Origin of the sequence: Bradyrhizobium sp. SZCCHNS3002 (assembly GCF_032377435.1) — a bacterium.
In the GTDB taxonomy this organism is placed as follows: domain Bacteria; phylum Pseudomonadota; class Alphaproteobacteria; order Rhizobiales; family Xanthobacteraceae; genus Bradyrhizobium.
Map to the genome: position 1 here is coordinate 275,606 of NZ_JAUHHY010000006.1, position 22,044 is coordinate 297,649.

Sequence of the window (22,044 nt, forward strand, 5' to 3'; positions counted from 1 at the left end):
GCGTGGCCGATTTTGTTGTCGCCTATGGCCCGGCAAGGCCTTAGACTTGCAGCACAATTGCGGATACGGCAGGCGCGGCCCGGTGCATGGGCCTGGGAGCGATGGGCCTGGAAAAGGGAATGACGGACCTTCCATTCCGGATCGGCCTCGAGCGACATCCCGACGTCACTGCGGTGGTCCGCAGGCGCGCGGGATTGGTCGTTCGCGGAGTGATGGCGGCTGCGCTGGTCGGCGTCGCGGCCTGGTTCGGCTATGCCATTGCCTTTTCCCGCGGGCTCGATCAGCGGCACGCCACGGCCCAGCAGCGGCTGGCGGTCGAGGCCGCGCAGCTCGACGGCTACCTCTCGCGCTTCGAATATCTGCCGTCGCTGCTGGAGACCTCGCCCGATGTCTTCCGGCTGCTCGGCACGCCGGACGATCGCGCGCTGCAGCAGAGCGTCAGCCTGCATCTGAAGTCGATCAATCTGCTGGCCGGCGCCGACAACCTCTATGTCCTCACCGTCGCCGGTGATGCGATCGCCGCCGCCGATTTCGACCAGCCGGGCACGCCGGTCGGCAGCAACCTGTCCTACCGGCCTTATATGCGCCAGGCGCTGGCGACCGGCCGCGGCGCGTTCTTCGGCATCGGCATCACCAGCGCGCGCGCCGGCTATTACCTGTCCTATGCCGTCAAGCAACAGGGACGGACGATCGGCGTCGCCGTCGTCAAGGTCAATCTCGATGCCTTCGAGCGCGAATGGCGCAACCGCGGTGCCGACATGCTTCTGGTCGACGCCCGCGGCGTCACCATTCTCGCCTCGCGCGACGAATGGCGCTTCCGCCCGCTGACGCCGCTCTCGGTGGATGCGCTCGAGGAAATCGCGACGTCGAAGCCCTATGGCAGTTCCAGCCTCGCGCCGCTCGGCTGGACCTTCATGGAGAGGACCGATCGCGGCGGTCAGGTCGCGACCGAGCGTGGCGCGGTCTACAGCGTCGACGAGCGTCCGCTCAACGGGCGGCAATGGCAGCTGCTGCTGCTCGACGACGAGGCGCCGATCCGGCGGACGGCCTTGATCATCGGCACGCTCTCGGGTCTCGCCAGCATCGTGGCGCTGCTGGCGTTCGGCCTGCTGGCGCAGCGACGCCGCGAGATCCGGCAGCGGCTGGCGAGCCAGGCCGCGCTGCAGGCCGCCAATGACAGGCTGGAAATGCGGGTGCAGGAGCGCACCGCCGAATTGCGCGCCGCGCAGGACGAACTCGTCCATGCCGGCAAGCTCGCCGTGCTCGGCCAGATGTCGGCGGGCATGGTGCACGAGATCAACCAGCCGCTCGCGGCGCTGCAGACCGCCTCCGACAATGCCGTGCAATTCGTCGATCGCGGCATGATCGGCGAGGCCCGCGGCAATCTCATCCGCATCGGCGAGCTGGTTCGCCGTCTCGCGCGCCTGACCGGCCAGTTTCGCGTGTTCGCCTACAAATCGAACGCGCCGCTCGATGCCGTCGCGGTCGAGCAGGCGCTGTCCGAGACATTCAAGATCCTCGGCGCGCGGGTGAAGGACGGCCATGTCGACGTGACCATCGATCTCGCGCCCGAGCTTCATGTCAGGGCCGAACAGATCCGGCTCGAGCAACTGCTCTGCAACATCATCGCCAACGCGCTCGATGCCGTCGAGGGCGCCGCGCGGAAGTCCATCCACATCCACGCCGTGCGTGAGGAGGGGCAGTGCCGGATCGCCATCGCCAACAGCGGCCCGGTGATCGCCGCCGATGTCCTGCCGCACCTGTTCGAGCCCTTCGTCACGACCAAGCCGGCCGGCAAGGGCCTCGGGCTTGGGCTCGTCATCGCCAACCACATCGCACGGTCATTCGGCGGCGAGCTGCGGGCGCGGAATCTCGAGCCGGCCGGCGCCGAGTTCATCGTGCTGCTGCCGCTGGCCGATTGAAGAGGTCCCCGCATGACTCCTGAGCAACCGGTCGGCGTGATCTATGTCGAGGACGACGAGGATGTCCGCATCGGCGCCGTCCAGGCGCTGCAGCTCGCCGGCCTCCCGGTGACGCCGTTCGCCTCCGCCGAAGCCGCCGGCGGAATCGTCCGCGCCGACATGCCGTTCGTGGTGGTGTCCGACGTGCGGCTGCGGGGCAAGAGCGGCACCGAGTGGCTGTCCGAGCTGCACCGGCTCGATCCCGACCTGCCGGTCATCCTGGTCACCGGCCACGGCGACATCTCGATGGCCGTGGACGCGATGCGCAACGGCGCCTACGACTTCATCGAGAAGCCCTGTTCGTCGGAGCAGCTCGTCTCGGTGGTGCGCCGCGCCCTCGACAAGCGTCGCCTGACGCTCGAAGTCCGCACCTTGCGCTCGGCGCTCGCCGACCGCCAGGGCATCGAGGCGAGCCTGCTCGGGCGCTCGCCGCAGATCCAGGAGGTGCGCCGCCTCGTCGCCAATCTGGCCTCGACCAATGTCGACGTGACGATCTATGGCGAGACCGGCACCGGCAAGGACGTCGTCGCCCGTTGCCTGCACGCCCACAGCGCCCGGCGCGGCGGCAACTATGTCGCGGTGAATTGCGGCGGCCTGCCGGAATCGCTGGTCGAGAGCGAATTGTTCGGCCACGAGGCCGGCGCCTTCACCGGCGCGACCAAGCAGCGGATCGGCAAGATCGAATACGCCCATGGCGGCACGCTGTTCCTCGACGAGATCGAGAGCATGCCGCTCAGCGTGCAGGTGAAGCTGTTGCGGGCGTTGCAGGACCGCTCGGTCGAGCGCGTCGGCTCCAACAAGCCCGTGGCGGTGGATTGCCGCGTGGTGGCGGCCAGCAAGGCCAATCTGTTCGAGCTCAGCGAGCAGAAGCTGTTCCGCGCCGACCTGTATTATCGCCTCGGCGTGGCCTTCATCGAGCTGCCCCCGTTGCGCGAGCGCCGCGAGGACATCCCGATCCTGTTCGAGCATTTCACGCTCGAGGCAGCCAAGCGGTTCGAGCGCGATGCGCCGATCGTGAACGAGCAGACCATGTCGCTGCTGCTCGGCTATTCATGGCCGGGCAATGTGCGCGAGCTGCGCAACGTCGCCGACCGCTTCGTGCTCGGCGTGCTCGACCGCAAGGTCCTCGACCGCTCGGGCGCCGCAGCCTCCGAGCTGTCGCTGCCACGGCAGTTGGAGAACATCGAGCGCTCGATCATCGAGGATGCGTTGCGCCGCAAGCTCGGCGACGTGCCGGCGACCGCGGCGCTGCTGAGCATTCCGAAGCAGACGCTCTACGACAAGATCAAGCGGCTCGCCGTAAAGGTCGACGGCATCCGCGAGGGCGCGCCGCTGCGGCCGCAGTCCTGACCGCGGCCTCATCGCCACCGTCGACGCCCGACCACCACTGCGCTCACCTGGGGCACGAAGGCCTCCGTTCCATGCCGGCGATCAGGAACGAATGCCGGAGGACGCTTGTTGAAAGATCATGACAGGCAGAGACACGCGCGACCTGCGCTCCGGCGCCTACGACCCCGTCAGCAAGGACGGTCTGCCGCAGCCGCAACAGGTCAAGGATGAAACGACGCCCCGCCAGCAGGAGCAGTGGGGCGCCGACGTGCGGGCCGAGCCCTTGCCCGGCACCGAGCCGGTGCTTCCCGAAGGGCTCAGGCGCGAGCGGCGTGATCCGCTCAATCGCAACACTGGTCGCCGCGACACCGCCTAGGGCGCGGCGACCCAGCGTCTACTTCGCCGCGATCACCATGATCTCGACGGTGTATTGCGGCGCCGCAAGTCCGGCCTCGACCGTGGCGCGAGCCGGGGTGTTGCCGGCCGAGACCCAGCCATCCCACACGGCGTTCATTTCGCCGAACGTCTTGATGTCGGTGAGGTAGATCGTAGCCGACAACAGCTTCGACTTGTCGGTGCCGGCCTTGGCGAGGTGGCCGTCGATGATCGAGAGAATCTCCTCGGTCTGCTTGGTCACGCTTTCACCGGCCGTCTTTTGCGCGACGACTCCGGCGAGATAGACGGTATTGCCGTGAACGACGACCTGGCTCATGCGCGGGCCAATTTCGAAACGCTGGATCGACATCGAAGAACTCCTCAAAAGGTCAATTCGGGGCCTCTCCCTAGCGCGTGCGGCGCGGCAACGCCAGTCGGCTGAGGCAGGGCAGGGGTGGCAATCGAGCCTCTTTCCCGCCCCCTTTTACAACGTCGTGGCTGGCAATGTGCCCTCCATCGTCCTTCGAGACGCCCGCCTTTGCGGGCTCCTCAGGACGAGGCCGGAATTCGCGGCGCGGTCCATCTATCCTGCAGCACGATGCATCTCCTCATGGTGAGGAGCGCCGCTAGCGGCGCGTCTCGAACCATGAGGCCTCGACACGACCTTGCGTTGCCGGCATATCCGCAGCACACGGCCAGCGACGTTTCCGCATGACGCCGCTTCACCGCGCTGCAAAGCGGGGTTGCCCATGGGGCAGGCAAGCATGGGGCGTTTTCCGCGCTTGCACGGATATTTGAGACATGAAACATTCTCCGCGAGGTTCCTTTTTTGATGAGGCGGAGGGGCGTGATGCGGAAACGGTTGATGCTGGCGGCACTCGCGGCGATGACTTTGGTGACGAGCGCGGGGCCGACATTCGCACAGCAGACGATCCGCGTCGGCTGGACCATCCCGGCGGAAGAATCCAAATACTGGATGATGAAGCGGCCCGCCGAATTTCCGGATATCGGCAAGACCTACAACATCGAGTGGACCCAGTTCCAGGGAACGGCACCGATGACGCAGGCGCTCGCCGCCGGCGCGCTCGACTGCGCCACGCAGGCGCCGCTGTCACTCGCCAACGGCGTGGTCGGCGGCGGCCTCAAGGCCTACATCGTCGCCCAGCACGTCTATGAGAAGCCGGGCGGCTTCTCGGTCTACTGGGCGGTCAAGGACGATTCGCCGATCAAGACCATCGCCGATCTCAAGGGCAAGACGGTCGGCATCTCCGTGATCGGTGGCGGCACGCAGGGGCCGTTCAACATGCTCTTGAAGAAGGCCGGGCTCGATCCCGCCAAGGACATCAAGCTGGTCGAGGTCGGTTTCGCGGTGTCGGAGGATGCGCTGCGCCAGGGCCGTGTCGACGCCGTCAACATGAATCAGCCGTTTGCAGCGCGCGCCGAGGCCAAGGGCGGCACCCGTAAGCTGTTCTCGCTGTCCGAGGCGATGCCGAACATCGTCCACATCCTCGAGGCCTGCCGCGCCGATTTCGTCGACAAGAACCCTGAGCTGGTGAAGGCCTATGTCCGCGACATCACCGCCGGCATGAAGAAGGCGCTCGCCAACCGCGACGAGACCTTGAAGGTGGTGTCGGAGGTCATGAAGGCGCCGGTCGCCGTGATCGATACCTATCTGCTGAAAGACAACGATTTCGGCCGCGACCCGGTCGCCGCGCCGAACTTCCCGGCGATCCAGAAGATGCTCGACATCTACGCCGAGACCGGCATGCTGCCGAAGCTCGACGTCGCCCAGTTCAAGCATCCGACGATCGTCGCGCCGATCCAGTAGGCGGCTGGCGCGGAGCTCGTGTCGATGAGGAAGCTGCGCTCGCGCGTGACGGTGGAGGGGCTCGACCGCGCCCCGCACCGCGCCTTCATGCGCGCGATGGGGCTGGATGACGCCGACATCGCCAAGCCGATGATCGGTGTCGTCAGCCAGAAGGGCGAGCAGACGCCCTGCAACATGACGCACGACTTCCAGGTCGACGCGGCGAAGACGGGCATCTCGGAGGCCGGCGGCACGCCGCGCGAGTTCGCCACCGTCTCGGTCTCCGACGGCATCAGCATGAACCACGAGGGAATGAAGTTCTCTCTGTTCTCGCGCGAGCTGATCGCCGATTCGATCGAGGCCGTGGTCCACGGCCTCGCCTATGACGCGCTGATCGGCTTCGGCGGCTGCGACAAGACCTTGCCCGGCGTCATGATGGGCATGGTCCGCTGCAACGTGCCGTCGATCTTCATCTATGGCGGCAGCGCTCTGCCCGGCAAGTACCAGGGCAGGACGCTCACGGTGCTCGATTCGTATGAAGCGGTCGGCAGCTACATGACCGGCGAGATCGATGCACAGACGCTCGAGGGCATCGAGCGGTCCTGCCTGCCGACGATCGGCGCCTGCGCCGGACAATTTACCGCCAACACCATGGGCATGCTGTCGGAGGCGATGGGCCTGTCGATGCCCAACGTCTCGATGATCCCAGGCGTCTATGCCGAGCGCGCCCACGTGGCGCGGCAGGCCGGACGCCTGATCATGCAGATGCTCGCGCGTGGCGGTCCGCTGCCGCGCGATATCGTCACCCGCAAATCCCTTGAGAACGGCGCGGCGATCGTCGCGGCCACCGGCGGCTCTACCAACGCGGCGCTGCATCTGCCGGCGATCGCCAATGAGGCCGGCATCCGCTTCACGCTCGACGATGTCGGTGAGGTGTTCGCGCGCACGCCGCTGATCGGCAATCTCAGGCCGGGGGGCAAGTACACCGCCAAGGACGTCTACGACATCGGCGGCGCCGCCGTGGTGATCCGCGCGCTGATCGAGAGTGGGCACATCGACGGCTCCTGCATCACGGTGACCGGCCGTACGCTCGCCGAGGAATACGGCTCGGCCAACCTGCCGGACGGCGAGGTCGTGTTCGGCCCGGCCAGGCCGATCATGGCCGACGGTGGTGTCGCCGTGCTCAAGGGCAACCTCGCGCCCGATGGTGCCGTCATCAAGGTCGCCGGCCTCAAGAACCTGGTGTTCGAAGGGCGCGCGCGGGTGTTCGAGGACGAGGAGGCCTGCGTCGCCGCTGTCCGCGCGCGCAACTACCAGGCCGGCGAGGTGCTGATCATCCGCAACGAGGGACCGGTCGGCGGGCCCGGCATGCGCGAGATGCTCGGCGTCACCGCGTTGATCTATGGCCAGGGCATGGGCGAAAAGGTCGCGCTGATCACCGACGGCCGCTTCTCCGGCGCCACCCGCGGCCTATGCATCGGCTATGTTTCGCCGGAAGCTTTCGTCGGTGGTCCGCTCGCGCTGGTGCAGGATGGCGATCCGATCCGCATCGATGCGAAGGCGCGCACGCTCGATGTGCTGCTCGATGAGCGCGAGCTCGCCGCGCGTCGCAGCGTGTGGTCGCAGCGGCCGCCGCGGCACAGGGCGGGGGCACTGGCGAAATACGCGAAACTCGTTGGGCAGGCACCGCTCGGCGCCGTGACTCACGAGGGGCCGGCCGAATGGCCCTGGTTCGATCAGGACCGGGAATGATCCGCGCGTGGCGACGATTGGCAGGTTTCTTGCTAATCTGCGGCAGTCTGTCTTGCCTGATTTCACAGAGCGTTTGAGCGTGCTGCATCGGAAAGAGAAGCCGACATGGGCGTGACCCCGATCCGACCCGGCCAGCTTGCGGGCACGCCGCTCGGCCGCCGCGCGGCCACGCCGATCATCGAGATCGATCACGTGTCGCAGGTGTTCAAGACCTCGTCGCGCCGCGACCACACCGCGCTGTCGGACATTTCGCTGACGGTGGGCGAGGGCGCCTTCGTCTCGATCCTCGGGCCCTCCGGCTGCGGCAAGTCGACCTTGCTCTACATCGTCGGTGGCTTCGTCAGCCCGACCAGCGGCACCGCGAAGATGAAGGGCAAGCCGATCACCGGTCCCGGCCCCGATCGCGGCCCGGTGTTCCAGGAGTTCGCGCTGTTCCCCTGGAAGAGCGTGCTCGGCAACGTCATGTATGGTCCGCTGCAGCAGGGCAAGAAGCCGGCGAAGGCCGAGGCGCTCGCGCGGACGTTGCTCGCCATGGTCGGCCTCACCGGCTTCGAAAAATTCTATCCCAAGGAGCTCTCCGGCGGCATGAAGCAGCGCGTCGCGCTGGCGCGCACGCTGGCCTACGGGCCGGAGGTGCTGCTGATGGACGAGCCGTTCGGCGCACTCGACGCGCACACGCGCACGCGGCTGCAGAACGACCTGCTCGACATCTGGGAGCGCGACCGCAAGACGGTGCTGTTCGTGACCCACTCGGTCGAGGAAGCCGTGTTCCTGTCCGACAAGGTCGTGATGATGTCGCGCTCGCCCGGCCGCATCCGCGAGGTGATCGACATCGATCTGCCCCGGCCGCGCCGCCGCGAGGAGCTGCTGCTGGACCCGCGCTATCAGAAATACATCGTCGACATCGAGCGCATGTTCGACGATTCCGGTGACAACGAGCTGCCGTCATGAATGGACTGTCGAAGCCGCTCGCGCCGGTGCTGGCTTGCTGCGGTCTGCTCCTGGCCTGGCAGCTCGCCTCGCTCGGGCTGAAGAACGACAGCTTCCCGACCGCGCTGGAATCGCTGCGCGCGATCCCGCCGATCCTCACCGACAAGGAATCCCTGATCAACATCCTGGCCTCGCTGCGGCGGATGGCGATCGGCTTCGCGCTGGCGCTCGCCTTCTCGATTCCGCTCGGGTTGCTGATGGGGCGCAGCCGGTCGACCGCCGCCTTCTTCAATCCGCTGCTGATGCTGATCTACCCGGTGCCGAAGGCGGCGCTGATGCCGATCATCATGCTGTGGCTCGGCGTCGGCGACATTTCCAAGACGCTGGTGATCTTCCTCGGCGTCAGCCTTCCGGTGATCTACCACAGCTTCGAGGGCGCCAAGGCGGTCGAGGAGAAGATGCTGTGGTCGGGAGCGGCGATGGGTCTGTCGCCGGCCGAGCGTCTGCTGCGCATCGTCCTGCCTGCGGCCTTGCCGGAGATCCTGACCGGCTGCCGCACGGGCCTGGTGCTGGCGCTGATCACGATGGTCACCAGCGAGATGATCGCGCGGCAGTCCGGCGCCGGCAACATCCTGTTCAACGCGCTCGACATGGGCCAGTACGACACGGTGTTCGCGATGATCATCATCATCGGCGCCATGGGTATCTGCCTCGATGCGGCGTTCGAGGTCGTCAGGCGCTGGCTGGTTCGCTGGTCCGAGCCGCAGTTCGACATGCCCTTGAGCTTCTCATGACGCGCACCTCCAACGACATCCTGCTGGGCGCCGCGCCGATCGTGCTGGTCCTGCTGCTGTGGCAGGCGCTGGTGTCGTTCGGCTACGCGCCGCCGACCCTGCTGCCGCCGCCGGGGCAGGTGTTCCTGCGCATGGGTCAGCAGCTCTCGAGCGTCACCTTCCAGCAGGACATCGTGGCGACGCTGTTCCGGCTGTTCGCCGGCTTTGCGATCGCCGTGGTGCTCGGTGTTTCCCTGGGAATTGCCGCTGCGGTGAGCCCGCCCGTCAACGCCGCCGTCAAGCCCATCGTGCGCGTGCTGGCGCCGCTGCCGAAGGTCGCGCTCTATCCGGCCTTCCTGCTGCTGCTCGGCTTCGGCCACGAATCCAAGATCATGCTGGTGGCGGCGGATGCGCTGTTTCCGATCCTGCTGTCGACCTATTACGGCGCCACCACGGTCGAGCAGAAGCTGATCTGGTCGGCACTCGCAGCCGGGACGCCGCCGCGCGACGTGCTGTGGAAGGTGGTGCTGCCGGCCGCGATGCCGTCGATCCTGACCGGCTGCCGCATCGGCCTCGTGATCTCCTGCATCGTCGTGTTCCTCGCCGAGATGATCACCTCGACCGACGGGCTCGGCCATGTGCTGGTGACCGCCGCGCGCACCTTCCAGGCCGTCGACATGTTCGTGCCGCTGATCACGATCTCGCTCCTGGGCCTCATTCTCAACGCCCTGCTGCAGGGCCTGCGCGCTTACCTGCTGCGCGGCTTCCCCTCGGTCTGATACAGACAACGACAACAATCGGGAGAACGACCATGCTGGCGGATCGCATCGAGGCGAAATGGATCGACGCATTCTGCGAGATCTTCGAGCGCTGTGCCGTGAAGGCCGGCGATACCGCCGCCATCCTCTCGGAGACGCAGTCGCGCCCGCTCAACGTGCACATCGCCGAGCTGGCGCTGCTGCGCATGGGCGCGCGTCCGTTCCACGTCGTGGTGCCGACCCCGCGCAACCCCCACCCGGTGCCGGTGCGCTCGACCGGCGCGTCGGAGGCGATCGGCAAGCTCGGCCCCGTTGTGACGGCCTTGCAGCAAGCGGGCTTCGTCGTCGACTGCACCATCGAGGGCCTGATGCACGCGGTGGAGACGCCGGAGATCCTCAAAGCCGGCGCGCGCATTCTCGTCATCTCCAATGAGCATCCGGAAGCGCTCGAGCGCATGCGGCCTGACTCGGCGCTGGAGAAGCGCGTGCGGGCCGCCGCCAAGATGCTGCGCGGCACGAAACGCATGCGCGTGACGTCGAAGGCCGGCACCGATCTCGACGTCGTCATGGAGGGCGCCTCGACCGTCGGCGTTTGGGGCTGGACCGACCGTCCCGGCACGCTGGCGCATTGGCCGGGCGGCATCGTCGTCAGCTTTCCCAAGAGCAAATCGGTCAACGGCACCATCGTCATGGCGCCGGGCGACATCAACCTCACCTTCAAGCGCTATCTCTCATCGCCTGTCACGATGACGCTGCGCGACGACTACATCACCGACCTGGCAGGCGAGGGCGCCGACGCCGCGATGATGCGTGCCTATCTCGCCTCCTGGGGCGACCGCGAGGCCTATGCGGTGTCGCATGTCGGCTGGGGCATGAACCCCGGCGCGCGCTACGAGGCGCTGACCATGTACGACCAGCGCGACACCAACGGCACCGAGCTGCGCGCCGTCCCCGGCAACTTCCTGTTCTCCACCGGCGCCAACGAATTCGCCGGCCGCTACACGGCGGGCCATTTCGACCTGCCGATGATGGGCACCACGATCGAGCTGGACGGCGTCGCCGTGATCAAGGAGGGCGTGCTGCAGGACGTGTTCGGCTGAACTCCTGCGCATTGCGCGCGAGGGGCCCGCCACCGCGGCAGTGCATCCTCCTCCCCCTTGCGGGGAGGGGTTGGGGGGTGGAGGTGCCCAGGCGCTGAATGCCATTGTGAGCAAAACTGCTCCTTCAAATCTCCCCATCAGACCCGCATGGTCCGGCACGACGCGACCGCTTGATCGACACCGCGCTCTTCCGCGCCTCACTGCAAGCACGGCTCGTGGGACCCCCACCCCCGGCCCCTCCCCGCAAGGGGAGGGGAGCGCACCGTCATCGCGGGGCTGACCCAAATGACCATTCGCTCGCAGCTCCGTACGGAATCTCTTGCTTCTGTTAAAAATAATCGACTTGCTATTTTTTCGGAAATCGTGGTTCTCTCTCTGCATCCCGCCTCACCGCAGAGGGGCGTAGCGCGCGATCGTCACGACACGCGAGGTGGGGATGCGATGGCCGCGATCAAGCCGCAGCGTGTCTTCGGATGCGCGGACGAACGGCTTGGCGCGGACGTGAAGTCGCAGCGTCCTGACACCCCGACGCTGGTGTCACCCGCGCGATGCGCAAGCATTGTCGCGGCATGGTGGCCAACAAGCCCGGCGCACCAGGGAGACTGCGTATAAGCGTTAGACCCATCGCGCAGGGAATGCCGGCGTGTTCGGCTTTGCCTGTGGTACCTGCCGCCTGCATTTTTTTCGCAGGCGGGCCATGGGTGAGGCCTTCACCCGGCATTCCCTGCGCCCTCTGCATGTGAAGAGGGACGAACTAATCAGCAGCCTCGGACGCAAATGCGTCGCGAGACCGCGTCCGCATGTCGATCGCTGTTTGAACCGTGAATCCGCTGGATGTTGCCGAACGTGCATCTTCGACTCAAAACATCTCGGCCGGCGCGCTGCTCGATACATCGCCCTCTCCCCTTGTGGGAGAGGGCATCTCCGGCATATCAACAAACGCGGTCTGGTGAGGGGTCTCTCTCCGCAGGCAAACCTCGTCGAGGCATACCCCTCACCCAACCGAGCCAGCCGCGCTGTCCTACATGCCCTCTCCCGCAAGGGGAGAGGGCCCATTCACGAGCAGTCGCCCCGTCTATTCTCCGCATCCGTAGGGCGGGCAAAACGGCCGCCCGCAGGGCGGTTGCGTGCCCACCGTAGATCCACGCACTCGGCGCGAATGGTGGGCACGGCGCGCGCGAGATCCTCATGATCCGGCGACGGCGTGGCGCGCCTTTGCCCACCCTACGGCTCCGTCGCTGCGACGTGCTCCGCCTCAATCCACCACCGGCGGCCGGGCCAGCTTGAAGTGACGCAGCATGTCGACCAGCGCTCCCAGCCGCTGCTCGCGATAGGCGGCGACGTCCATGCCGGAGTAGTCGAGGAAGCCCGAGCCGGTGCGCAGGCCGATGCGGCCCTCCGCCATGTTGCGCTCGATCACCTCCGGCGCGCGGTAGCGATCGCTACCCAGCGCGCCTTCGAGATAGCGGCTCGCGTAATAGAGGATGTCGCCGCCGCCCCAGTCGATGAATTCGAGCAGGCCGAGCACGGCGTAGCGGAAGCCGAAGCCGTAGCGGATCGCCTTGTCGATCTCCTCGGCGCTGGCGACGCCTTCGCCGACCATGCGCGCCGCCTCGTTCATGGCGAGCGCCTGGATGCGCGGCACGATGAAGCCCGGCGTCGCCGCGCAGACCACCGGCACCTTGCCGATGTCTTCCAGCAGGGCCTTCAGCCGCGCCGTGACGTCGGGATCTGTGGCCTTGCCCGGCGAGATCTCGACCAGCGGGATCAGATAGGCCGGGTTGAGCCAATGGGCATTGAGAAAGCGCTCGGGCCGCTCGACCGCACCGGAGAGATCATCGACCAGGATGGTCGACGTCGTCGAGGCGATGATCACGTCCGGCGCGACCGCGCGCGACGCCGCAGCCAAGACCTCGCGCTTGAGGTCGACGATCTCCGGCACGCCTTCGAAGACGAGCGTGGTCTGCACCAGCACGTCGCTGCTCGCGCCGGCCGGAGCCACGCTGATCTTCGCCATCAGTCTGTCGGCATCCGCGGCCTGCAGCATCCCGAGCCGCGTCAAGGTCGCGAACGTCGCGCTGATCTCGCCGAGCGCCTCGCGCCGCAGCCTGTCGAACTCGGCCGCCGTGCGCGGCTTGATGTCGATCATGGTCACGGGATGGCCGGCATAGGCGAAAGCCACCGCGATCCCGCGCCCCATGCGACCGGCGCCGAGGCAGGCAATATGACCGCGCGTGCTCATGCCGCGAACCCGTCGCGCAGCAGCGCCTGCAAGGCGGTTCGATCGAGACCGCTAAGGCCGAGGCTGGCGAGCGTGCGTCCCGTCGCCCAAAAATCCTCGCCGCAGATTGCGCCGCCGATGGCAAGGAAAGCGCGGGCAAGCGGCACCGGCGTGCCGCTCAGCTCGGCCGCCGAGATCAGGAACGACAGGCCGAGCCGGAGATCCTCGCGCATGTAGCGGTGCTGCGTCAGCACGAGCTGCTCGCGCCAATCGCCGGAATCGGTGAGCCGATCGTGCGAGCCGCGGCCATACATCCAGATCTCGCCCTCCTTGGCGTAGTGATGCGCCAGCGGGAAATGCGGCGCGCCATAGCCGAGCGCTTCGCGCACCGCAATCCGCTCCGCATCGAGCGCATCGGTCACGCGGCGGATCGACGGTTGCGTGCCCTCCTTGTGGATGTCCCAGCGTTCGAAGTGCTCGATCGGCCCTGCATTCATCACGATCAGCGGCGGATGAATGATGCAGCCGGCATTCATCAGTGCGCCCGACAGAGCATCGCCGCACGACTCGATCACGCCAGGGAAGGCGCGGCCGATCACCGCGAGAGCGCGGTCCGCCGTCCTGAGAGGAAACACGCCGACGGGCAGCCGCTTGGCGCGGATGGTGATCGCCACTTCGAACGGGCCATGCTTGCGGGTCAGCCAGGGCAGGGTGCCGGTCTCGGCATAGCTGGCGCTGGCTTTGTTGCCGGCATCGCGTGCGGCCGCCGCGAAGATCATGGTGCCGAAGGTCGCCGGCGGCAGGAATACGACCTGGCCGTCGGTCAGATGCGGCGCCAGACGGCGCGCGATGTCGGCCTGTGCGAAGGCCGGCGCCGGGCAGAGGATCAGCTCGGCACCATGGACGGCCTCGCCGATGTCGGTCGTGACCAGCGCGAGCCTGGCCTCATGCCGGCCATTGACGTCCTTGACGACGATCGTCGAGCCCGCCGCTCGATGCTGCGCGACAGCGTCCGCATCGCGGCGCCACAGCCGGACCTCGTGACCTCCGAGCGCGAAATCGCCTGCCGCTGCAAAGGAGCCGTTGCCGCCGCCGAGCACTGCAATTTTCAAGAGCGCGTCTCCGTCTCGCTTATTTCGGGGTCATCGATCTGGCGCAGCAGATGGTGCTGCACCTTGCCGAGCGCGGTGCGCGGCAGGTCGTCGACGAAAACGATGTCCCGCGGCACCTTGAAGCGCGCGAGCTGCGACTGCAGATGCGCGCGCAGGGTCTCGGCCTCAAGCGCGCAGCCCTGGCGCTTGACCACGAAGGCGACCGGCACCTCGTCCCAGCGCGGATCGGGCCGGCCGATCACGCCGCAGTCGACGACGTCGGGATGCTCGCTGAGCACGCGCTCGATCTCGGCCGGATAGACGTTCTCGCCGCCCGAAATGATCATGTTGTTCTTGCGCTCGAGCACGAAGAAGTACCCCTCCGCATCGCGCTGGGCGATGTCGCCGGTGCGATACCAGCCGTCATGGATCGCCTGCTGCGTGGCTTTGGCGTTGCCCCAATATTCGAAGAACAGATTGGGCCCGCGCACGGCGATCTCGCCCGCTTTGCCCGCCGGAAGCTCGTCGCCGTCTTTGTCGATGATCTTGGCCTCGCAGCACAGCCCGGGCAGGCCGGTCGAGCCTGCGCGCGAGAGGTTGCCGCCGAGCCGCGTGTAGACTGCGATCGGACAGGTCTCGGTCGAGCCATAGACCTGCAGTACCGGCACACCGCGCGCCGTGATACGCGCGATCAGCGCCGGCGGCACGATGCTCGAGCCGGTGGCGACGGCCTTGAGCGACGACAGGTTCGCGGCGGCCCAGCCCGGATGCTCGGTGACGGCCTGGATCGTTGCAGGCACCAGCACGGTCAATGTCGGCCGGTCGCTGACGATCGCGGCCAGCGTCGAATCCGGGGTGAAGCGGGCGTGCAGCGTGACGGTGGCGCCGTGATGCAGCGCCGGCGTGGTCTGGATGTTGAGCCCGCCGACATGGAACAGCGGCAGCACCGTCAGCACGTGATCGTCGGAGGTCAGGCCATGCATGTGCTGGCTCATCACCCCGTTCCACAGCAGCGCCTCCTGCCGCAGCACCGCGCCCTTCGGCCGGCCCGTGGTGCCCGAGGTGTAGACGATCAGCAGCGGGCAGGAGAGATCGATGTGCGGATTGCGGTCGTCGCCGCGGCCGCGCGCTAGGAGATCGTCGATCTGCAATCCGTTAGCCGGCGTGAAATCGATGCCGACCGGCACTGTCTCCGGGTGCTGCTCCGCTAGCACCGGCAGCACCGGCGCAAACGCCTGCTCGAGCACCAGAACCTTGGCCGCGGCATCGGAAAGAATGAAGACCTGCTCGGCCACCGCAAGCCGCCAGTTCAGCGGCACCAGGATCGCGCCAAGCCGCGCGCAAGCATAGAGCAGGACCAGATAGTCCGGCCGGTTGAGACTCAGGATCGCGACGCGGTCGCCGCGCCCGACGCCGAACTCCGATTTCAGCGCCCGCGCCATCAGAGCGATGCGCGCGCTGAAATCGGCATAGCTCAGCGTCACGCCTTCGAAGTGGATCGCCGGCTTGTCCGGCGTGAACGTCGCATTGCGCTCGATCAGGTTGCAGAGGTCCACGCTCAGTCGTCCGTCTCGCCGGGCTCGTACAGTGCCTCGCGGCCGATGCGGTCGAGGCACAATTCGGCGGTCCAGGGCAGCATCAGGGAGCCGCAACGGCTGTCGCGATAGATGCGCTCCAGCGGCAGCGTCTTGAGCATCGACTGTCCGCCGCAGGTGCGGATGGCGAGCGCCGCCAGGTCATTGGCCCCCTCCATCACCGAGTATTGCGCCGCATAGGCGCGCAGCACCTGCTCCTTGGTCGGATTGGCGCGCGCCTCGGTGACCGCCTGGAACCAGATGCCCTTGATCTGCTCCAGCTTGATCTGCATCTGCGCCACCGCGATCTGCTTGGTCGGATACATCCGCCGCTTGACCGGCGGCATGCCCGGCACCTCGCCGCGCAGATATTTGACGGTGAAGTCATAGGCCGCCTGCGCCAGGCCCATATAGGTCGGCGACAGCGTCATGAACATGTGCGGCCAGCGCATGGCCGCCTGGAAGTAGACGCCGCGCGGCATCAAGGCGGCGCCTTCCGCGACGAAGACATCCTTGAACAGCAGCGTGCGTGACACCGTGCCGCGCATGCCCAGCGGATCCCAGTCGCCGACGACGGAGACGCCCTCCGTTTTCGCCGGCACCGCGAGATAGAGCGTGTTGCGGCGGGACGCCTTCTCGCCCTCGCTGACCTCGGTGCATAGCACACCATAATAATCCGCGTGTCCGGCAAGCGAGGCGAAGATCTTCTTGCCGTTGATCAGCCAGCCGCCATTGACCGGCTTGGCCTCGGTGCCGAAGGCGACGCCGCCCGCCGCGGCTGCGCCGCCTTCCGAGAACGGTTGCGAGTAGATCGCGCCGTCCTCGACGATGCGCTTGTAGTGGATCGCGCGCCGCCGCTCATGCTCGGCGCGGACGTCGTCCTCCATGTCGAGGTCGTCGGCGAGCGGTCCGGACCATAAGGTCGAGCAAACGTGCATGTTCCAGGTCAGCGCGGTCGCGCCGCAATAGCGGCCGATCTCGGCGGCGGTGAGTGCATAGGTCTGGTAGCCGGCGCCGAGGCCGCCGAGAGCCTTGGGAACGGAGATGCCGAGCAGGCCGGCGCGATGCAGGTCCTTGTAGTTCTCAGTCGGAAAGCTCGCCTCGCGATCCCAGGTCGCGGCGCGGCCCGCCAGCACGCTCTGTCCGAGTTGCCGAGCGCGAGTGATGATGTCGGCCTGCTCAGCGGTCAGCCGGTACGCGGCCGGATCGAACATCGGGGCGTCGAGCGCCTCACGGGATGCCGTCGCCGTCTTCTGGACCTGAATGGTCATTGTGCCTCCGCTGCCGTCGTTGTCGCGTGCGCCCTCAGAAAGGCGTCGAGCGCAGTGTTGAATTCGCCGGGCCGTTCGAGATTGACGAGATGGCCGGCGCCTTGGATCTCGACATAGTTCGACGCGGGAATGAAGCTCGCCATCTTCTCCATCATCGGCGCCGGTGCGTTGCGATCCTTCGATCCCGAGAGCACCAGCGTCGGCACCTTGATGTCCCTCAAGGCTTGTCGCCGGTCGAAACCGAGCAGGGCCAGCATGCTCGAGCGATAGCTTGCCTCGGGCACGCCGGCCATGCAGGAGGTCGCAATTTCAAGGCCGTGCGGATCGGGATCGTCGCCGACCAACTCCTCGACCAGGCCCGACGCCAGTGACGCCATCGTCGCTCCGCGATCCAGCGGGCCGAGGCGGGCCTCGATGAACGATTTCTGCCAGTCGCCGTCGGCCTTGCCGAAGGCCGGGCTGGTCTGAGCCAACACCACGGCCGACGCGGCCTGTGGATGCATCGTCAACCATTCCTGTACGATCATTCCGCCGATGGAATGACCAACGAGGATCGGCTGCTTGGCGCCGATCTGAATCAGGAAGTCTTGGAGCGCAGCAGCGAGCGTGGTGATGCTGACCATGTCGAGCCGGGCGGATCGGCCATAGCCCGGCATGTCCCAGGCCACCGCATGGCAGCGCTCGCCGAAATAATCGAGCTGACCACGCCAGGCGCGCGCGGCGCCACCGATGCCGTGCAGGAACACAACGCTCTGTTGCTCGGGCGTCCCCGATGCCTCGTAGCCGAAGCGGCCGTCCTTCGTGGTAACGATTTGCGACGCAGGCACGCAGACCTCCGAGATATGCCCGAGGCCGCTACGTTGCTCGCTCCAGGCCCTTGAACGCTAGTCGCGGTAAACGAGGTGTCAAGCCGCTTCCGGCGTGTTGTTGCAAAAATTTGAAGTTTAAAATAACTTCTCTGTCGAGACGAGCCAACGAAATCAGAGGAGGCGCACGCATGTCCGGACTTCCGCAAGCCGCGCATGCGATGGTGACCGGGGGCGGGCGCGGCATTGGCCGCGAAATCGCGCGCGCCTTGAAGCTTGCGGGCGCAACCGTGACGATCGTCGGTCGCAACCGCGCAACGCTCGATGAGGCCATCGCGGCCGGATGCGCAGATCATGCCGCAATCGCCGATGTTGCCGATCCGGCGGCGCTCAATGCCGCAGCCGCAAGCGCCGCCGCGCATCAGCCGATCGACATTCTGGTCGCCAATGCGGGAAGCGCAGAATCGGCGCCGTTCCTGAAATCCGACACCGCGTTGTTCCACCGCATGATGGACATCAACTTCATGGGCGTCGTACACGCCGTGCAGGCGGTGCTGCCGGCAATGAAGGGCAGGCCCTATGGCAGGATTGTCGCAGTGGCGTCTACCGCGGGCCTCAAGGGCTATCCCTATGTCAGCGCGTACACCGCGGCCAAGCATGCGGTCGTCGGCCTCACGCGATCGCTGGCGCTGGAGCTGGCCGCGACGCGCGTCACGGTCAATGCCGTGTGTCCCGGCTTTACCGATACCGATCTTGTCGCGGAAAGCGTCGACAACATCATGAAAAAGACCGGCCGCAGCCGGGAGCAAGCGATCGCCGAGCTTGCCAAGCACAATCCGCAGGGGCGTCTCATCATGCCGCAGGAGGTTGCCGACACTGTGCTGTGGCTGTGCGGCAGCGGTGCCGGTGCGATCACGGGGCAGGCGATCGCGGTTGCCGGCGGCGAAGTGTGAGCCGCAGCGCCCTGGCCTAACGAAAACAGTTGAACAGAGGGAACTTACATGTCGAGACCGGCCAACCCCGTCACCGTGCCGCTGGCGGACTACAAGCCCAGCCATTTCCTGCTTACGGTCAAGGATCGCGTCGCGACCGTGACGTTGAACCGGCCCGAGCGCAAGAATCCGCTGACGTTCGAGAGCTATCGCGAGCTGACCGATTTCTTCCGGGCCTGTGCCTTCGACGATGAGGTCAAGGCGGTGGTCGTGACCGGCGCCGGCGGCAACTTCTCGTCCGGCGGCGATGTGTTCGAGATCATCGGCCCGCTGGTGAAGATGGACACCAAGGGTCTCACCGCCTTCACCCGCATGACCGGCGACCTGGTCAAGGCGATGCGCGCCTGTCCGCAGCCGATCGTCGCCGCGGTCGAGGGCATCTGCGCCGGTGCCGGCGCCATCGTCGCGATGGCCTCCGACATTCGTCTCGCAGCGACCGGCGCCAAGGTCGCGTTCCTGTTCAACAAGGTCGGTCTTGCCGGCTGCGACATGGGCGCCTGCGCGATCCTGCCGCGCATCATCGGCCAGTCGCGTGCGTCCGAACTGCTCTACACTGGCCGCTTCATGAGCGCGGACGAGGGCGAGCGCTGGGGCTTCTTCAGCCGCACCGTCGCGCCCGCCGACGTGCTGGGGCAGGCCGTGACACTGGCAACAGAGATCGCGAACGGCCCGACCTTTGCCAACACGATGACCAAGCGCATGCTGGCGATGGAATGGGCGATGTCGGTCGAGGAGGCGATCGAGGCGGAGGCAGTTGCCCAGGCCTTGTGCATGACGACAGAGGATTTCAACCGCGCCTTCGAAGCGTTCGCCGCCAAGTCCAAACCGGTCTTCCAGGGCAATTGAGCGGCCGCGGGAACCAAAGGGACTTGCCAGGAGATATTTTAGGTCTAAAATAATTTTCATTGGCTCGGCTCTCCAGCGGAGGCGCTCATGAAGATCGCGATCATCGGCGGCGGACCTGCCGGTCTCTATGCGGCGATATTGCTCAAGAAGCAGCGGCCCAGCGCCGACATCGCGGTCTACGAGCGCAACCGTGTCGACGATACGTTCGGCTTCGGCGTGGTGTTCTCGGACGCCACGCTCGACAATTTCGAGAAGCACGATCTGCCGAGCTACCAGCGCATCACCCAGGAGTTCGCCTACTGGGATGATATCGCCGTGCACTTCCGCGGCACGGTGCATCGCGTCGGCGGCAACGGCTTCTGCGGCTGCTCGCGCCGCACGCTGCTGCGCATCCTGCAGGAGCGTGCCCACGAGCTGGGCGTCGCTCTGCACTTCGAGGTCGATCTCGAGGACGAGACGCAATTCGCTGATGCCGATCTCCTGATCCTGTCGGATGGCATCAACAGCCGCTTCCGCCAGAAGTATGTCGATCACTTCCAGCCCGAGGTCGACCTGCGCGCCAACAAGTTCGCGTGGATGGGCTCGACCAAGCCGCTCGATGCCTTCACCTTCATCTTCCAGGAGACGGAGTGGGGCCCGTTCATTGCGCACGCCTATCAGTATGAGGCGGGGCACTCGACCTGGATATTCGAGACGGATCCCGAGACCTTCGAGCGCGCCGGCCTGACCGGGCTGGACGAGCGGCAGTCCGCCGATCGCATGAAGGAGATCTTCGGCTGGTTCCTCGGCGACCATCCGCTGCTGATCAACCGCTCGATGTGGCGCAATTTCCCGATGATCCGCAACAAGCGCTGGGTCAGGGACAACATGGTGCTGCTCGGTGACGCCAAGTCGACCGCGCATTTCTCGATCGGTTCGGGCACCAAGCTTGCGATGGAGGACGCGATCGCGCTGGCCGACGCCATGCAGCGCGCGCCCAACATTCCAGCGGCGCTCGATCTTTACGAGCATGGCCGGCGCGAGGAGGTCGAGAAGACCCAGCACGCCGCCGACGTGTCGCTGGTCTGGTTCGAGCATGTCGACCGCTTCTGGGATTTCGATCCGGTTCAGTTCGCGTTCGGCGTGATGACGCGCTCGAAAGCGATCACCTACGACAATCTCACTCTGCGCGCGCCGGACTTCGTGGCCGAGGTTGACAAGGCCTTCGCGCGCCAGGTCCGCGCCAAGGGTTTTGATGTCGATGTCGAGAAGCCCTTGGCGCCGATGTTCCAGCCGCTCAAGCTGCGCGAGATGATAATCGTGAACCGCGCGGTGCTGTCGCCGATGTGCATGTACTCGGCGGAGGAAGGTGTCCCTGGCGATTTCCACTTGGTGCATTACGGCTCGCGCGCGATCGGCGGCGCGGGTCTGCTGTTCACCGAGATGACCTGCGTCAGCCGCGGTGCCCGCATCACGCCCGGCTGTGCCGGTCTGTGGAACGACGCCCAGGAGGCGGCGTGGACGCGCATCGTCGATTTCGTCCATGCGAACTCGCGGGCGAAGTTCGCGCTGCAGCTCGGCCACGCCGGCCGCAAAGGCGCGACCAAGCTGATGTGGGACGGCATCGACCGGCCGTTGGAGCAGGGCGGCTGGGACGTGGTGTCGGCGTCGCCATTGCCGTATTTCCCGGACAGCCAGGTGCCGCGCGAGCTCGACCGCCAGTCGATGGATGCGATCAAGACCGACTTCGTCGCTGCGGCCGAGCGCGGCAACCGCTGCGGATTCGACATGCTCGAACTGCACTGCGCCCACGGCTATCTGCTCGCGAGCTTCATCTCGCCGCTGACCAACAGGCGCACCGATGAGTACGGCGGCTCGCTGGAGAACCGGCTGCGCTTCCCGCTGGAAGTGTTCGCGGCGATGCGCGCGGCGTGGCCGGCGCACAAGCCGATGTCGGTGCGCATCTCCGCCACCGACTGGGCCGAGGGCGGCATCACTGGTGACGACGCGGTGCTGATCGCCCGCGCCTTCGGCGAGGCGGGCGTCGATCTCGTCGACGTCTCGACCGGGCAGACCGTGCGCGAGGCCAAGCCGATCTACGGCCGCATGTTCCAGACGCCGTTCTCGGACCAGGTCCGCAATGAGGCTGATGTCGCCACCATGTGCGTCGGTAACATCACTTCGGCCGACCAGGTCAATACCATCCTCGCCGCCGGCCGCGCCGATCTCGTCGCGCTCGGCCGTCCGCATCTGGTCGACCCCGCCTTCACGATGAAGGCCGCGGCCTGGTACGGCGCCGACATGTTCTGTCCGCCGCAATATCTGCCGGGCAAGGAGCAGATCTTCCGCAACAGCGTCCGCGACCGGCAGGATTTCGAGGAGCTGAAGATTAAGGCTAAGCCGAAAACGCGGGCCGAGCTGAAGGCCGAGGCTGCGAAGCCGCTTGCGGCGGAGTGAGCCGCTGTGCAACGCTGCCGCC

The 22,044-nt window shown here is 66.5% G+C and carries 18 protein-coding genes; 12 read left to right on the forward strand and 6 right to left on the reverse strand.

The window, feature by feature from the left end:
• The first annotated feature begins 119 nt into the window (after nucleotides 1-119).
• The 3 genes from QW845_RS15375 (at nucleotide 120) to QW845_RS15385 (ending at nucleotide 3,666) form a co-directional block, all read left to right on the forward strand.
• Nucleotides 120-1,922, forward strand: a complete 1,803-nt coding sequence (locus QW845_RS15375) for an ATP-binding protein (RefSeq protein WP_315802403.1) — start codon at nucleotides 120-122, stop codon at nucleotides 1,920-1,922.
• A gap of 12 nt (nucleotides 1,923-1,934) precedes the next feature.
• Nucleotides 1,935-3,311 carry a sigma-54 dependent transcriptional regulator gene (locus tag QW845_RS15380; RefSeq protein ID WP_315802404.1) on the forward strand — a complete coding sequence of 459 codons (1,377 nt, stop codon included), beginning with the start codon at nucleotides 1,935-1,937 and terminating at the stop codon, nucleotides 3,309-3,311.
• 118 nt (nucleotides 3,312-3,429) lie between these two features.
• A complete protein-coding gene (locus QW845_RS15385) occupies nucleotides 3,430-3,666 on the forward strand; it encodes a hypothetical protein (RefSeq protein ID WP_315802405.1) in 237 nt (78 codons plus the stop codon).
• Nucleotides 3,667-3,684: 18 nt separating this feature from the next.
• Here QW845_RS15385 and QW845_RS15390 read toward each other — a convergent pair whose 3' ends face one another.
• A complete protein-coding gene (locus QW845_RS15390) occupies nucleotides 3,685-4,035 on the reverse strand; it encodes a RidA family protein (protein ID WP_315715601.1) in 351 nt (116 codons plus the stop codon).
• 480 nt (nucleotides 4,036-4,515) lie between these two features.
• On the opposite strand from QW845_RS15390, the gene QW845_RS15395 reads away from it, so the two are divergent.
• The 6 genes from QW845_RS15395 to QW845_RS15420 all read left to right on the forward strand — a co-directional run bounded on the left by QW845_RS15395 (nucleotide 4,516) and on the right by QW845_RS15420 (nucleotide 10,785).
• Nucleotides 4,516-5,493 (forward strand): ABC transporter substrate-binding protein, encoded by a 978-nt coding sequence (locus QW845_RS15395; protein WP_315802406.1) that lies wholly within the window; start codon nucleotides 4,516-4,518, stop codon nucleotides 5,491-5,493.
• Nucleotides 5,494-5,517: 24 nt separating this feature from the next.
• Nucleotides 5,518-7,224, forward strand: coding sequence for a dihydroxy-acid dehydratase (gene ilvD / locus QW845_RS15400; protein ID WP_315802407.1), 1,707 nt, complete (start codon nucleotides 5,518-5,520; stop codon nucleotides 7,222-7,224).
• Between the two features lie 105 nt (nucleotides 7,225-7,329).
• The gene (locus QW845_RS15405; RefSeq protein WP_315802408.1) at nucleotides 7,330-8,175 is read left to right on the forward strand and encodes an ABC transporter ATP-binding protein; all 846 of its coding nucleotides are present in this window, start codon (nucleotides 7,330-7,332) and stop codon (nucleotides 8,173-8,175) included.
• Nucleotides 8,172-8,948: an ABC transporter permease gene (locus QW845_RS15410; RefSeq protein WP_315802409.1), complete on the forward strand. Its 777-nt coding sequence runs from the start codon at nucleotides 8,172-8,174 to the stop codon at nucleotides 8,946-8,948. Before QW845_RS15405 ends, QW845_RS15410 begins: the two co-directional genes overlap by 4 nt.
• Complete coding sequence (locus QW845_RS15415) at nucleotides 8,945-9,706, forward strand: ABC transporter permease (RefSeq protein WP_315802410.1); 762 nt, start codon at nucleotides 8,945-8,947, stop codon at nucleotides 9,704-9,706. Before QW845_RS15410 ends, QW845_RS15415 begins: the two co-directional genes overlap by 4 nt.
• Nucleotides 9,707-9,738: 32 nt before the next feature.
• The gene (locus QW845_RS15420; protein WP_315802411.1) at nucleotides 9,739-10,785 is read left to right on the forward strand and encodes a peptidase M29; all 1,047 of its coding nucleotides are present in this window, start codon (nucleotides 9,739-9,741) and stop codon (nucleotides 10,783-10,785) included.
• A gap of 1,255 nt (nucleotides 10,786-12,040) precedes the next feature.
• Here the strand turns inward: QW845_RS15420 and QW845_RS15425 are convergent.
• From QW845_RS15425 to QW845_RS15445, 5 genes are read right to left on the reverse strand one after another with little or no spacing between them, the layout of a single operon-like run.
• Nucleotides 12,041-13,027: a 3-hydroxybutyryl-CoA dehydrogenase gene (locus QW845_RS15425; RefSeq protein ID WP_315802412.1), complete on the reverse strand. Its 987-nt coding sequence runs from the start codon at nucleotides 13,025-13,027 to the stop codon at nucleotides 12,041-12,043.
• A complete protein-coding gene (locus QW845_RS15430) occupies nucleotides 13,024-14,118 on the reverse strand; it encodes an NAD/NADP-dependent octopine/nopaline dehydrogenase family protein (protein ID WP_315802413.1) in 1,095 nt (364 codons plus the stop codon). The genes QW845_RS15425 and QW845_RS15430 overlap by 4 nt, the downstream gene beginning before the upstream one ends.
• Entirely contained in the window at nucleotides 14,115-15,653 is a 1,539-nt protein-coding gene (locus tag QW845_RS15435) for a class I adenylate-forming enzyme family protein (protein WP_315802414.1), read from the reverse strand. Before QW845_RS15435 ends, QW845_RS15430 begins: the two co-directional genes overlap by 4 nt.
• Before the next feature lie 2 nt (nucleotides 15,654-15,655).
• A complete protein-coding gene (locus tag QW845_RS15440) occupies nucleotides 15,656-16,942 on the reverse strand; it encodes an acyl-CoA dehydrogenase family protein (RefSeq protein WP_315802415.1) in 1,287 nt (428 codons plus the stop codon).
• A complete protein-coding gene (locus tag QW845_RS15445; protein ID WP_315802416.1) occupies nucleotides 16,939-17,769 on the reverse strand; it encodes an alpha/beta hydrolase in 831 nt (276 codons plus the stop codon). The genes QW845_RS15440 and QW845_RS15445 overlap by 4 nt, the downstream gene beginning before the upstream one ends.
• A 170-nt stretch (nucleotides 17,770-17,939) precedes the next feature.
• Between QW845_RS15445 and QW845_RS15450 the strand changes: the two genes are divergently transcribed.
• The 3 genes from QW845_RS15450 (at nucleotide 17,940) to QW845_RS15460 (ending at nucleotide 22,022) form a co-directional block, all read left to right on the forward strand.
• Nucleotides 17,940-18,701, forward strand: a complete 762-nt coding sequence (locus tag QW845_RS15450) for an SDR family oxidoreductase (protein WP_315802545.1) — start codon at nucleotides 17,940-17,942, stop codon at nucleotides 18,699-18,701.
• A 48-nt stretch (nucleotides 18,702-18,749) separates the two neighbouring features.
• Nucleotides 18,750-19,586 (forward strand): enoyl-CoA hydratase family protein, encoded by an 837-nt coding sequence (locus tag QW845_RS15455; RefSeq protein WP_315802417.1) that lies wholly within the window; start codon nucleotides 18,750-18,752, stop codon nucleotides 19,584-19,586.
• Between the two features lie 87 nt (nucleotides 19,587-19,673).
• On the forward strand, nucleotides 19,674-22,022 hold the full coding sequence (locus tag QW845_RS15460; RefSeq protein ID WP_315802418.1) for a bifunctional salicylyl-CoA 5-hydroxylase/oxidoreductase: 2,349 nt from the start codon (nucleotides 19,674-19,676) through the stop codon (nucleotides 22,020-22,022).
• Nucleotides 22,023-22,044: the final 22 nt, after the last annotated feature.

Bases quoted from the DNA above. Each gene is read 5' to 3' on its own strand.
- QW845_RS15455 (WP_315802417.1), top strand. From the start codon at position 18,750: ATGTCGAGACCGGCCAACCCCGTCACCGTGCCGCTGGCGGACTACAAG.
- QW845_RS15415 (WP_315802410.1), top strand. From the start codon at position 8,945: ATGACGCGCACCTCCAACGACATCCTGCTGGGCGCCGCGCCGATCGTG.
- QW845_RS15390 (WP_315715601.1), bottom strand. From the start codon at position 4,035: ATGTCGATCCAGCGTTTCGAAATTGGCCCGCGCATGAGCCAGGTCGTC.
- QW845_RS15380 (WP_315802404.1), top strand. From the start codon at position 1,935: ATGACTCCTGAGCAACCGGTCGGCGTGATCTATGTCGAGGACGACGAG.
- QW845_RS15395 (WP_315802406.1), top strand. From the start codon at position 4,516: ATGCGGAAACGGTTGATGCTGGCGGCACTCGCGGCGATGACTTTGGTG.
- QW845_RS15385 (WP_315802405.1), top strand. From the start codon at position 3,430: ATGACAGGCAGAGACACGCGCGACCTGCGCTCCGGCGCCTACGACCCC.
- QW845_RS15420 (WP_315802411.1), top strand. From the start codon at position 9,739: ATGCTGGCGGATCGCATCGAGGCGAAATGGATCGACGCATTCTGCGAG.
- QW845_RS15410 (WP_315802409.1), top strand. From the start codon at position 8,172: ATGAATGGACTGTCGAAGCCGCTCGCGCCGGTGCTGGCTTGCTGCGGT.
- QW845_RS15405 (WP_315802408.1), top strand. From the start codon at position 7,330: ATGGGCGTGACCCCGATCCGACCCGGCCAGCTTGCGGGCACGCCGCTC.
- ilvD (WP_315802407.1), top strand. From the start codon at position 5,518: ATGAGGAAGCTGCGCTCGCGCGTGACGGTGGAGGGGCTCGACCGCGCC.
- QW845_RS15450 (WP_315802545.1), top strand. From the start codon at position 17,940: ATGTCCGGACTTCCGCAAGCCGCGCATGCGATGGTGACCGGGGGCGGG.
- QW845_RS15440 (WP_315802415.1), bottom strand. From the start codon at position 16,942: ATGACCATTCAGGTCCAGAAGACGGCGACGGCATCCCGTGAGGCGCTC.
- QW845_RS15425 (WP_315802412.1), bottom strand. From the start codon at position 13,027: ATGAGCACGCGCGGTCATATTGCCTGCCTCGGCGCCGGTCGCATGGGG.
- QW845_RS15375 (WP_315802403.1), top strand. From the start codon at position 120: ATGACGGACCTTCCATTCCGGATCGGCCTCGAGCGACATCCCGACGTC.
- QW845_RS15460 (WP_315802418.1), top strand. From the start codon at position 19,674: ATGAAGATCGCGATCATCGGCGGCGGACCTGCCGGTCTCTATGCGGCG.